The organism is Pseudomonas sp. ATCC PTA-122608, from assembly GCF_001952855.1.
In the GTDB taxonomy this organism is placed as follows: Bacteria; Pseudomonadota; Gammaproteobacteria; order Pseudomonadales; family Pseudomonadaceae; genus Aquipseudomonas.
Genome location: NZ_LPNO01000033.1, coordinates 1 through 11,155, shown reverse-complemented (window position 1 = coordinate 11,155; position 11,155 = coordinate 1). Strand labels below are relative to the sequence as shown.

Below are 11,155 nucleotides of genomic sequence, written 5' to 3'. Positions count from 1 at the left end.
TAGGCCGCTGTGCTGTTGATCTGCTTTTGATCTTGATCTTAGGCGCCCCGTTAAACCACGCTGGCCGAACGTAGGCAGTACGGAGCGGGTAAACCGGCAGGACGCCGGTTTAGCCGCGACGGGGCAGGGACGCCCCGTCGCGGCGGCCCGCTTCGTGCTGCCGGAGTGCGGGCACACCGAGCCCAAGCGAGGTGCCGAGTGGTGGGGCAAGAGCGTTTTGCTTACTTTTGCGCTGTTCAAAAGTGAGCCGCTGTAAGAGCGGAACCATAGGCGGCCATTACCCAAATAACGGATATACACCCAAACCCCCAAATAACGGATACGCCCCCACCAGCTACTGCAAGTTGACGAACAACCCCCCATCCACCAGCAACGAAGCCCCGGTCACATACCGCGCCATATCCGAAGCAAGAAAAACAATGGGCCCCGCAACATCGTCGGGTTCACCCAGGCGCCCCAGCGGCGTACGCGAAGTCATGTACGCCAGCTTCTCCTCATCCGCCAAATCCTCCTTGTTGATGTCGGTAGCAATCGTCCCCGGCAACACCGAATTACAGCGAATCCCATAAGGCCCCAGCGCAATCGCACAGGACTGCATCAACGAATGCAGCCCGGCCTTGGTCGGCGTGTAGTGCGTCTGCATCCCGCCGCCCACCAGCGCACTGATGGAACTGACCGCGATAATCGCGCCACCCGTGCCCTGGTTTTTCATCTGGTTCGCCGCCGCCTGCACGGCGAAGTAGGCGCCGTTGAGGTTGGTGTTGACCGTCTTCAGGTACACCTCGCGCGGCATGTCGAGGAACGAGTGGAACGGGCAAATCCCGGCGTTGTTGACGAACACATCCACACTGCCAAATGCCTTGAGCGCGCCGGCTACCAGTTTGTCACCGGTGTCCGGGTCGGCCGCGTCGCCGCCCACTTCCACCGCCTGGCCACCAAACGCCTTGATTTCTTCGATCAACGAAAACGCCGCTTCAGTGCCCTGGCCGCTACCACTGTGGCCGATCACCACGCGAGCCCCCTGGCGTGCACATTCCCGGGCGGCGGCGCGGCCGATACCACGGGAGGCGCCAGTAATAATCACGGTTTTGTCTGCAAGTAACATAAGTGGACTCCTGGAAAACAAGCGGGCTCAGCCGAGATAGTTGCCGTAACCAACCATGGCGATAGCGCCGAGAATCACCGCGATACCCGCGACCAATACGCCTTTGTTGGTGGCGCTGGTGCCCTGCCATTCGCGGAAATACAGGCCCCAGCAGTTGGACACGATGATGATGAAAGACATGTGCAACACCCACGAACTGGCGTCGTTCTGCAGGCGGCTTTCGCCCATGCCGTAAAAGAAGAACTGCAGGAACCACAGGGTGCCGGCACACGCCACCAGCAGGTAGTTGCCGAGCAGCGGCGTACTGCGGTCGGTGTAGTTGTGGAACGTACGGTTGCGCCAGTTCAGCCACAGGCACCAGATGCCGTTGGTGGTCAGGCCACCCCACATGATCACCATGAAGGTCACGTTGTTCTGGAACAGGCTATTGGCACCGTGCTCCACGGCCGCTGCGGCCAAGGGGCGACCGGCGGAAATGCCGTAGCTGAAGCACGCGCTCAAGACCCCGGAGATCACCGCCACCAGCATGCCCTTGGCCACCGAGAACTCGCTGATGCTGGCAAACTTCACCGCCTCTGGCACTTCACGTTCCTTGATCAACCCGGCCTTGCCACACACCGCAATGCCCACCAGTGAAACCGCTACACCCCACAGCACCCAATGTCCGCCCTGAGACGCGAGCATCGAGGTCAGGGTGCCTTCGGTGGCGTCGGTGAACAGGTCGCGGTACAGCGCCGGCATCAAGGCGCCGAGGGCCGATGTCAGGCCCAGTACCAGTGACATGCCCAGGGACAGTCCGAGGTAGCGCATGGTCAGGCCGAAGGTCAGCCCGCCGATGCCCCAGAGCACGCCGAACAAGTAGGTCCAGAGCAGGGTGCTGCTCTCGGCCTGGCGCAGGATGTCGACCCAACCGGGCACGGTCAGTTGCGCGGCAATCAGCGGCACGATCAGCCATGACACCAGGCCACCGGTGATCCAGTAGCTTTCCCAGGCCCAGCCGCGGACCTTCTTGTAAGGGATGTAGAAACTGCCGGAGGCGAAGCCGCCGATGAAGTGCAGAATCACACCGAAGAGAATGATTTCCACGTAGTCGAATCCTTTTTTATTGTTGTGGTCGCGCGCTGTTTCAGCCTGGGGTGAGGCTGAACATCGGGATTAAATCCACGCTGACGGGCGAGGCGTCCGGATGGCTGGGCATGATGTCTTGCATGTACTGCCACCACCGTTGCATCAGCGCGGTGCCCGGCAACGCGTTGAGGCCGTGCTGGTCTTCGTGGGTCATCACGGCGAACAAGGCGTTGCTGGCCTCGTCGAGGAAGATCCGGTAGTCCACCACGCCGGCATCGCGCAGGGCCTGGGCCAGTTCGGGCCAGATCTCGTCATGGCGTCGACGGTACTCGGCGTGCTGGCCGGGGTTGAGGTTCATGCGAAAGGCTCGGGTCAGCATGACTGGCCTCCATGGGGTGGCGTGGGGCTGTAGATGCGCACCGCGTTGTGCAGGAAGAACTTGCCCTGTACGTCCTCGGATTTGCTCGCCATGCAGGCTTTCACCAGGCCGAGGGTGGTGGCGAAATTGGCCAGTTGATCGCTGTTGGGCCAGTCGCTGCCGAAGAAGCAACGGTCTTCGCCAAAGGCTTCCCACAGCACGGCCAGGCGGTCGTTGTAGAACGCCGGGTCGGTGATCAATCCACGTGGACCGACCTGAGGGATTTCTGCAAGTTTGGCGAACACATTGGGCCGTTCTGCCAGGCGCATCAGGTCTGCGTGATAGGCCGATTCTTCACCGGCGGGCACGCTGGCATTGGGCAGGTGATCGACGATGATGCGCAGCTCGGGCAAGGCGTTGCTCAGGTGCAGCAGCCCTTTGATCAGGCGCGGATTGGGGTTGGCGCTGTCGAGGCCGCGCCCGCATTCGGCAAGCCGGCGCAGGCCGTCGATGAATCCGGGGCGCGCCTGGTCTTCTAGCAAATCGCGGTCCCACAGGTTGCCGTAGCGCAAGCCGAGGAACAGCGGCTCATCGGCCAAGGCATCCAGATCAGCCGCAAAGTCGCCGTGCAGCGGGTCCAGGTTGCCGACGAAACCGAGCATGCGCGGATCGCTGCGCAAGGTCTCCAGCAACCAGCGGTTGTCGTCGCGCCACGGGCTGGCTTCCACGGCAATGGCGCCAATCACGTTATGTTCGCCTGCCAGCGCCCAATAATCCGCCGGCAAATGCGCGGCATACAGCGCGTTGCCCGGCTCGGGCCAGGGAATGCCCTGGGGGCGACGCGGGTCGAACAGGTGCAAATGGCTGTCGATGATCGGGCCGCTGTAAGGGGTAAGAGGCATTGCGCAATCCTTCGGAAGAATGGATAGGGAAGGACCCGCACGCTACCGCGCCAGGGCCCGTTGCACCACCTCAGCCCTGCAGGTACACCGCATGGGTATGGGTGTACTCATACAGGCCGTGCTTGCCATCGGCGCCGCCGATTCCGGATTTGCGCACGCCGGCATGGAAGCCTTGCATCGCCTCGAAGTTCTCGCGGTTGACGTAGGTCTCGCCGAACGACAATTCGCGCACTGCCTGCATCGCCTTGCCCAGGTCGCGGGTGTAGATCGAAGAGGTCAGGCCGTAGTCGCAGTCGTTGGCCATGGCGATGGCTTCATCCAGGTCGTCGACAATCTGGATCGGCAGCACCGGGCCAAAAATTTCTTCGCGCATGATTTCCATGTCGGCGTGGCAACCGGCCAATACCGTCGGCTGGAAGTGAAAACCCTGGCCCAGGTCGGCGATCTGCCCGCCGGTGACCAGCGATGCACCTTGGCTCAAGGCGGTGCGTACCTTGCGATTGACGCTGTCCAGGCCTTGGCGGTTGATCAGCGGACCCATCTCCACATCGGCCTGGGCGATGGGGTCGCCGTAGCGGGTGGCGGCCATCGCGGCGCTGATGCGCTCGATAAACTGGTCGGCCACCTTGCGCTCCACATACACCCGTTCGGCGCAGTTGCACACCTGGCCGCTGTTGATGATCCGCGAGTCGCGAATGGCTTTTACCGCGAGGTCCAGGTCGGCATCGGCGAGGACGATGGCCGGTGCCTTGCCGCCCAGCTCCAGGTTGAGCTTGGTGATATTCGGTGCCGCAGCAGCCATGATCCGCGAGCCGGTGGCGACGCTGCCGGTGAAGCTGATCATGTCCACGCCCTTATGGGCGGTGAGGGCGCCACCGACGCGGCCATCGCCGCAGACCACATTGAATACCCCGGCGGGCAGGTCGGTTTCGGCCACCAGTTTGGCGAACTCGAAGCAGTTGTTCGGCGTTTCTTCGCTGGGTTTGATTACGATGGTGTTGCCGGTGAGCAACGCCGGGGCCATCTTGCGGGCGATCAAAAAGAACGGGAAATTCCACGGCAGGATGCCGGCCACCACACCCAGGGGTTTGCGGAACAGGAAGATATTTTCATTGGGGCGGTCGCTGGTGATGATCTCGCCTTCAATGCGGCGTGCCCACTCGGCCATGTAGTCGAGGTAGTCGGCGGTGAAGTTGACTTCCACTTCCGCCAGGCCGCTGACTTTGCCTTGCTCCAGGGTGATGGTGCGCGCCAGGTGGGCGACGTTTTCCCGCAGCTTGGCGGCGATGCGGCGCAAGTGCCCGGCACGTTCGATCGCCGGTTTGCGCGCCCAGTCTTTTTGCGCATGACGTGCGGCAGCCAAGGCTTGGTCGACGTCTTCGGAGGTGGACGCCGGGACCTTCGACAACAGGGCGCCGGTGGCCGGGTTCAATACATCCAGGTGCGCATCGCTTGAGGTAAAGCGGCCGTTGATGAAGTTCTGGTAGACCGGTACGGATGACATGCTTGGCTCCTCAGTAGGTACGTGACGGTGCTTTGGCGTCGGCGGCAGGGCGATAGCGGGCCAGGGTCGCCATGGCACCCTGGCGCAGCAGGCTGATGTCGATGGCCACCGCAATGAATTGGCAGCCCCAGGCTTGATAACGGCGAGCATCGTCTTCGTTGGGCGCGAGAATGCCGCAGGCCTTGCCGGCCGCCAGCGTGGCGTTGACCGCGTGCTGGATGCGTTCCTGCACCTCGGGGTGCCCGGGATTGCCAGCGTGACCGAGGCCGATGGACAGGTCGGCGGGGCCGATAAAGACCGCGTCCACGCCTTCCACCGCCGCAATCGCCGCGACGTTTTCCACCCCCTGGCGCGACTCCACCTGCACGATCAGGCACAGCTGTTCATGGGCAGTATTGAGGTAGTCGGCCACGCCGTCCCAGCGGGTGGCGCGGGTCAGGCCGCCGCCAACGCCACGAATGCCGTGGGGCGGATAACGCATGGCCCGCACCAGGGCCTGGGCTTGCTCGGCGGTTTCGACCATCGGGATCATCAGCGTTTGCGCACCGACGTCCAGCAGTTGCTTGATCAGGTTGGCGTCGCTGCTCACCGCACGCACCACCGGCGCAGTGGCGTAGGGCGCCACGGCCTGGAGCTGGTTGAGCACGCTGGGCACGGTGTTGGGAGCGTGTTCGCCGTCAATCAGCATCCAGTCGTAGCCGGTGCTGGCGACGATCTCGGCGGCGTAGGCGGTGGCGAAGCCGGCCCAGATCCCGTATTGCGCAGCGTCTTTACGCAGCGCAGCCTTGAAAGCGTTGTGGGGCATGTTCATGGCAGGAGTCCTCAGCGGTTATACGGACGATGCAGTTGGCAATCGGGGTTGAGGTCCACGCCAAACCCGGGCTTGTCGAGCACCGACAGGCGCATGCGGCCATTCACCGGCACCGGTTCACCGAGCAGTTGCGGGTGGAACATCGGCACCACTTCGTCGGCCTTGGGCGCCATCATCAGGAACTCGGCGAACGGGCTGTTATGGCGGGTGGCGACGAAGTGGTAGCTGTAGACCGACGAGCCGTGGGGCACCACCAGCGCATTATGGGCGTCGGCCAGGGCCGAGATTTTCACCAGTTCGGTGAGGCCGCCGCACCAGCCCACATCCGGCTGGATAATGTCGCAGCAACCCATCTCCAGCAGCATGCGAAAGCCCCAACGGGTGGCTTCGTGTTCGCCGGTGGTGACCAACATGCCTTTGGGCACGTTGTTGCGCAGGGCGGCATAGCCCCAGTAGTCGTCGGGCGACAGCGCTTCTTCAATCCATTTCAGGCCGTATTCATGGGCGCCGATCGCCAGTTTGGTGGCGTAGTTCAGGTCCAGGCTCATCCAGCAATCGAGCATCAGCCAGAAGTCCGGGCCGACCCGCTCGCGCATGGTCGCCAGTTCCTCGAGGTTTTTGCGCAGGCCTTCTTCGCCTTCCGACGGGCTGTAGTGCAGGGGCATCTTGCCGCCGATAAAGCCCATCTTCTGTGCGAGGTCGGGGCGGGCGCCGGTGGCGTAGAACTGCAATTCATCACGCACCGCGCCGCCGAGCAACTGGTGCACCGGTTCCTGGCGAATCTTGCCGAGCAGGTCCCACAGCGCCAGGTCGACACCGGAAATTGTGTTGATCACCAGGCCCTTGCGGCCGTAGTACAGGGTGGACTGGTACATCTGGTCCCAGATTTTCTCGATATCGGTGACGCGGGCGCCTTCCAGGAAGCGCGCCAGGTGCTTCTCGACGATATACGCGGCGGGCTCGCCACCGGTGGTCACGGCGAACCCGACGGTGCCGTCGCTGGCCTCGATTTCCACCACGAGTGTGCCGAGTACGTTGATCCCGAAACTGCGGCGGCTCTGGCGGTACTCGGGGTATTTGCTCATGGGGGTACTGATGTGATCGTCGATCCAGTGGCCGTCTGCCTGGTCGTGGTAGTCCGCGCCGCCGCCGCGCAGCACAAAGGCGCGGACGTGCTTGATAGTGAGGTTGCCCATGGTGTGACTCCTTGATTAAACAGTGGCCGGCGTGTTCGTCGCTTTTTGGCCTGGGGAATGGATACCGAGTACCAGCAACGCTGCGAGTACGGTGGTGGCGGACAGCAGGTAAAGGCCGGCCGCAGGGGAGTGAAAGGCGGTTTCTGCCCAGTTCTTCAGCACCGGGGCGATAAACCCGCCGAGGGCACCGAAGGAGTTGATCAGGGCAATGCTGGCCGCCGCTGCGCTGCCGGCCAGGTAACTGGAAGGGAAGGTCCAGAACACCGGTTGCACGGCGATAAAGCCCGAGGCGGCAAAGCACAGGGCGAGCATGCCCAGCAGCGGGTTGGCGAAGGTCACTGAGCAGGCGATCCCGGCGGCGGCCATCAACAGGGTCAGGGAAGCGGTTTTGCGGCGCTCGCCGGTGCGGTCGGAGTAGCCGGGAATCCACCACGCGGCGAACAGCGCGCAGACCCAGGGAATCGCCGAGACCAGGCCCACCATCAAGCCGACCTTGGTCCCCAGCAGCCCGCCGACCTGGGTGGGCAAATAGAACACCACGCCGTACACGCTGGCCTGGATCAGCAGGTAAACCAGGCACAGGTACAGCACGCTGGGCTGGCACAGCACCGTGAGCAGGCTGCGGCCGTGGGAGGTTTTTTGCTGGTCTTCGCGGTCCAGCAGGTCCTGGATCTGGCGGCGCTCTGCAACGCTCAGCCATTTGGCATCGGCGGGGCGGTTGTCGAGGTACCAATAGGCCCAGATGCCAACCGCGGTGGCCATCAGGCCTTCCACCACGAACAGCCATTGCCACCCGTGCAGTCCGGAGAACCCGTCCAACTCCAGCAGCAAGCCAGACAGTGGGCTGCCGAAGATGAAGGCCAGGGGCGCGCCAAAGTAGAAGAAACCCATGGCCTTGCCGCGCACGGCGGAGGGGAACCAGTAGGTGAGGTAGAGGATCACGCCGGGGAAGAATCCGGCTTCGGCCACGCCCAGCAGAAAGCGCAACACGTAGAAGCTGGTTTCGTTGTGGGCAAACATCATGGCGGCGGACACCAGGCCCCAACTGACCATGATCCGGCACATCCACAGGCGGGCACCGACGCGATGCATGATCAGGTTGCTCGGCACTTCCAGCAGCGCATAGCCGACAAAAAACACCCCGGCGCCAAAGGCGAAGGCGGCGTCACTGAGGCCGGTGTCGGCCTGGAAGGCTTGTTTGGCAAACCCGACGTTGGCGCGGTCGAGGAAGGCCATGATGTACATCAGCAGCAGGAAGGGCAGCAGCCGCCAGGAAATTTTGGCGAGCAGAGGTGCGGGCAGGGTCTTCATTGTTCAGTCCGGTGTTTTGTTCTTATGGGAAGGACTGTACGGCGCTCAATCCATGCGCTACAAATCGAATCTCGCTTACAACTGATAACCTCAGGGTATCGATAACAAGGATAAAAATGAGTAGTCCGTTGATCTCCCGCAGCCTGTTCAACCGCCTGCGCTACAAGCATCTGCACATGCTGGTGGCCTTGAGTTCCAGCCAGAACCTGCACCGTGCGTCCCAAAGCCTGAACATGTCGCAGCCGGCGGCGACGCGCATGTTGCGCGAGATCGAGGACATGTTTGCCTGTGACCTGTTCGAGCGCCTGCCCCGGGGCATGCGCCCGACGGCGCTGGGCAAGGAGTTGATCCGCTTTGCCGAGTCGGCGCTGAGTGGCCTCGACCGCTGCGCCGAAGACCTGATGGCGCGTCAACAGGGCGGTTATGGCTACTTGTCGATTGGCACCATCATGGGCGCGGCCCCGGACCTGGTGATGGACTCCATCGCCCAGATCAAGACACTCAATCCCCAACTGCGCATTCGCATCATGGGAGACACCAGCGACCAGGTGATCCAGTTGCTGGAACAAGGCCGCATCGACCTGGCCATCGCCCGGCGCAATGCCGCCACCGACAGCGAGCATTACACCTTCGAACCCTTGGGCAACGAGCGTTTGTTGGTGGTGGTGCACGCCGGCCATCCCCTGGCCCAGCGTGATGACCTGGCGCTGACGGAACTGGTCAGCGACTGGCCGTGGATCCTGCAACCGGAAACCAGCCCGGCGCGCATCGGCTTCGACGAAGCGCTGCAACGCCTTGCGTTACCGCAGCCGGCAGACATCATCGAATGCAGCTCGGTGTATTCCATGCAGCAACTGATTCAACTGACCGACGCGATCATGGTGCTCTCGGAAAGTGCCCTGCGGGATTACCTGAAAATGGGCCTGGTGGTCGCACTGCCGGTGGCGCTGGAGGTGCAGCTTGCGCCGTTCGGCATGCTGCTGCGCCGGGGTGACCCGGTGAGTCGCGAACTGGGGATGTTTATCGACATGCTCAGGCAAAAGGCCGCGATGCTTTAAACATGCTGTGCAAAAGAACGTGGTATGGCGGCGGGATATTAAATAGAATGAATCTCATTTGAGACTGACTCGCGCCGCGCAGGTTACTTGCCATGAATGATGCTGTATTGCCGACGCACCTCACTGAACCGAATCTTCACAGCTTGTACCGCGACCACCGCAGCTGGCTGGAAAGCTGGTTGCGGCGCCGTCTGGGCAACGCCTGGGATGCCGCCGACCTGAGCCAGGACACGTTCCTGCGGGTGCTGGCCAGCGCCCAGCCGATTGCGCAATTGCAGGAGCCCCGGGCTTACCTGGTGACCGTGGGCAAACGGCTGCTGGTGAATTTTCATCAGCGGCGCAGCCTGGAACAGGCGTACCTCAATGCGTTGATGCACTTGCCGGAAGCTTGCGTGCCGTCACCGGAACAGCGCTGGTTGCTGCTGGAAACCCTGCAAGCCCTGGATGAGCTGCTCGACGGTTTGCCACCGGTGGTACGCCGAGCGTTTCTCTGGAGCCAGCTGGAAGGCCTGGGCTACCGCGAGATCGCCGAGCGGCTCCAGGTTTCCGAGCGTACGGTCAAACGCTACATGGCCCAGGCCTATGAGCATTGCCTGCTGGTGGAACTGTGAGCCGTACCGCGCCGGATCTTGCCCGTGCGGCGGCACAGTGGCTGGCGTTGCTGGAATCCGGTACTGCCACCGAGCGTGACCATGCCAGCCTGCAGCAGTGGCGTGACAGTCATCCTCAACACGAACAGATCTGGCAAAAAGCCCAGTTACTGCGCCAGCGTTTTACCGACTTGCCTCCGGCATTGGCCATGGCCAGCCTTGATCGCCCGCAACCGGGTCGGCGTGCGGTGCTCAAGCGTGCGTTGGGGGTGGCGGCGTTGGTGCCGGCTGCGTGGTTGTTTAGCCGGCAATTGCCGATCGATGCATGGCGTGCTGACTTGCACACCGCCACCGGTGAACGCAGGCGGGTGACGCTGGCGGATGGCAGTAGCCTGCAATTGAATACCGCGAGTGCGGTGGATGTGGATGCGACCCGGCGCCGTGTGACGCTGGTGGAAGGGGAGATGGCGTTGACGGTACCGGGGGGTGGTGCGCTGACGGTGCAGACGCGTTATGGCCAGGTGATCGTCAGCCAGGCTGAAGTGTGTGTGCGGCAGTTGTCATCCGGGTGTTTGGTGTCGGTGCTCAAGGGCGTAGTGCAGGTGCAGGACCTGCGTGGGCAGATGGCGACATTGCAAGGTGGGCAGCAGGCTCGGTTGCAGGCGTCGGGGATGGGTGCTGCGGTGGGGTTTGATGCGTTGCAATTGGGTTGGCGCGACGGTGTGCTGACTGCGCAGAACCAGCTGTTGGGGGATTTTTTGCGGGAGTTGGAGCGGTATCGGCCAGGGGTGATGCGGTGGGACTCGAGGCTGGAGAGGTTGCGGGTGACTGGGAGTTTTCAGTTGGCGGATACGGATCGTATTCTTGCGTTGCTGGCGTCGACGATGGCGCTGGAGGTGCAGTTTCGTACTCGGTATTGGGTGACGTTGGTGCCGCGTGAAGCGGTTGCCTGATGTGATCTGTGAGCTGGGTACATATCCGTTATTTAGGTAACGGCTGCTTAGAGAGTGTCAGATTTTTTGTGTTCGGGCCGGTTACGGCCTGCCGTCAGGCAGGCCTAGCTTTACCAGGTCGGCCTGATAAATCGATCTCCGTACAGAATCGCAAATTGATTCATCGCGCTCTTCCAATCATGAGCTGCACTGCCCCAATTCGCGGTGATATTTCGCAATGCCAGCCAGATTAGCTTTGTCGCGGACTCATCCGTTGGGAAGTGGCCTCGCGTCTTGATGATCTTGCGCAACTGGGCATT

Annotated in this window: 11 protein-coding genes and 1 pseudogene; 3 read left to right on the top strand and 9 right to left on the bottom strand. The window is 62.4% G+C overall.

Features of this window, described 5'->3' with window-relative positions:
* Nucleotides 1-334: 334 nt before the first annotated feature.
* The 8 genes from AU074_RS23185 to AU074_RS23150 all read right to left on the bottom strand — a co-directional run bounded on the left by AU074_RS23185 (nucleotide 335) and on the right by AU074_RS23150 (nucleotide 8,255).
* Nucleotides 335-1,105 carry an SDR family NAD(P)-dependent oxidoreductase gene (locus tag AU074_RS23185; RefSeq protein ID WP_076016689.1) on the bottom strand — a complete coding sequence of 257 codons (771 nt, stop codon included), beginning with the start codon at nucleotides 1,103-1,105 and terminating at the stop codon, nucleotides 335-337.
* A 27-nt stretch (nucleotides 1,106-1,132) separates the two neighbouring features.
* Complete coding sequence (rhaT, locus tag AU074_RS23180; RefSeq protein ID WP_076016688.1) at nucleotides 1,133-2,191, bottom strand: L-rhamnose/proton symporter RhaT; 1,059 nt, start codon at nucleotides 2,189-2,191, stop codon at nucleotides 1,133-1,135.
* A 40-nt stretch (nucleotides 2,192-2,231) separates the two neighbouring features.
* A complete protein-coding gene (rhaM, locus tag AU074_RS23175) occupies nucleotides 2,232-2,552 on the bottom strand; it encodes an L-rhamnose mutarotase (protein WP_083676712.1) in 321 nt (106 codons plus the stop codon).
* Nucleotides 2,546-3,433 carry an amidohydrolase gene (locus tag AU074_RS23170; RefSeq protein WP_076016687.1) on the bottom strand — a complete coding sequence of 296 codons (888 nt, stop codon included), beginning with the start codon at nucleotides 3,431-3,433 and terminating at the stop codon, nucleotides 2,546-2,548. The genes rhaM and AU074_RS23170 overlap by 7 nt, the downstream gene beginning before the upstream one ends.
* A gap of 70 nt (nucleotides 3,434-3,503) precedes the next feature.
* Nucleotides 3,504-4,937, bottom strand: coding sequence for an aldehyde dehydrogenase (gene aldA, locus AU074_RS23165; protein ID WP_076016686.1), 1,434 nt, complete (start codon nucleotides 4,935-4,937; stop codon nucleotides 3,504-3,506).
* Nucleotides 4,938-4,947: 10 nt separating this feature from the next.
* A complete protein-coding gene (locus AU074_RS23160; protein WP_076016685.1) occupies nucleotides 4,948-5,748 on the bottom strand; it encodes an aldolase/citrate lyase family protein in 801 nt (266 codons plus the stop codon).
* An 11-nt stretch (nucleotides 5,749-5,759) separates the two neighbouring features.
* Nucleotides 5,760-6,944: an L-rhamnonate dehydratase gene (rhmD, locus tag AU074_RS23155; RefSeq protein WP_063029975.1), complete on the bottom strand. Its 1,185-nt coding sequence runs from the start codon at nucleotides 6,942-6,944 to the stop codon at nucleotides 5,760-5,762.
* Nucleotides 6,945-6,959: 15 nt separating this feature from the next.
* On the bottom strand, nucleotides 6,960-8,255 hold the full coding sequence (locus AU074_RS23150; RefSeq protein WP_076016684.1) for an MFS transporter: 1,296 nt from the start codon (nucleotides 8,253-8,255) through the stop codon (nucleotides 6,960-6,962).
* A 116-nt stretch (nucleotides 8,256-8,371) separates the two neighbouring features.
* Between AU074_RS23150 and AU074_RS23145 the strand changes: the two genes are divergently transcribed.
* The 3 genes from AU074_RS23145 (at nucleotide 8,372) to AU074_RS23135 (ending at nucleotide 10,856) form a co-directional block, all read left to right on the top strand.
* Nucleotides 8,372-9,313 carry a LysR family transcriptional regulator gene (locus AU074_RS23145; protein ID WP_076016683.1) on the top strand — a complete coding sequence of 314 codons (942 nt, stop codon included), beginning with the start codon at nucleotides 8,372-8,374 and terminating at the stop codon, nucleotides 9,311-9,313.
* 92 nt (nucleotides 9,314-9,405) lie between these two features.
* Nucleotides 9,406-9,924, top strand: coding sequence for a sigma-70 family RNA polymerase sigma factor (locus AU074_RS23140; RefSeq protein ID WP_076016682.1), 519 nt, complete (start codon nucleotides 9,406-9,408; stop codon nucleotides 9,922-9,924).
* On the top strand, nucleotides 9,921-10,856 hold the full coding sequence (locus AU074_RS23135; RefSeq protein WP_076016681.1) for a FecR domain-containing protein: 936 nt from the start codon (nucleotides 9,921-9,923) through the stop codon (nucleotides 10,854-10,856). The genes AU074_RS23140 and AU074_RS23135 overlap by 4 nt, the downstream gene beginning before the upstream one ends.
* Before the next feature lie 110 nt (nucleotides 10,857-10,966).
* Here the strand turns inward: AU074_RS23135 and AU074_RS23130 are convergent.
* Nucleotides 10,967-11,155: pseudogene (locus AU074_RS23130) on the bottom strand (IS256 family transposase); the annotation flags it as partial.

Bases quoted from the DNA above. Each gene is read 5' to 3' on its own strand.
- AU074_RS23185 (WP_076016689.1), bottom strand. From the start codon at position 1,105: ATGTTACTTGCAGACAAAACCGTGATTATTACTGGCGCCTCCCGTGGT.
- rhaM (WP_083676712.1), bottom strand. From the start codon at position 2,552: ATGCTGACCCGAGCCTTTCGCATGAACCTCAACCCCGGCCAGCACGCC.
- AU074_RS23170 (WP_076016687.1), bottom strand. From the start codon at position 3,433: ATGCCTCTTACCCCTTACAGCGGCCCGATCATCGACAGCCATTTGCAC.
- aldA (WP_076016686.1), bottom strand. From the start codon at position 4,937: ATGTCATCCGTACCGGTCTACCAGAACTTCATCAACGGCCGCTTTACC.
- AU074_RS23160 (WP_076016685.1), bottom strand. From the start codon at position 5,748: ATGAACATGCCCCACAACGCTTTCAAGGCTGCGCTGCGTAAAGACGCT.
- rhmD (WP_063029975.1), bottom strand. From the start codon at position 6,944: ATGGGCAACCTCACTATCAAGCACGTCCGCGCCTTTGTGCTGCGCGGC.
- AU074_RS23150 (WP_076016684.1), bottom strand. From the start codon at position 8,255: ATGAAGACCCTGCCCGCACCTCTGCTCGCCAAAATTTCCTGGCGGCTG.
- AU074_RS23145 (WP_076016683.1), top strand. From the start codon at position 8,372: ATGAGTAGTCCGTTGATCTCCCGCAGCCTGTTCAACCGCCTGCGCTAC.
- AU074_RS23140 (WP_076016682.1), top strand. From the start codon at position 9,406: ATGAATGATGCTGTATTGCCGACGCACCTCACTGAACCGAATCTTCAC.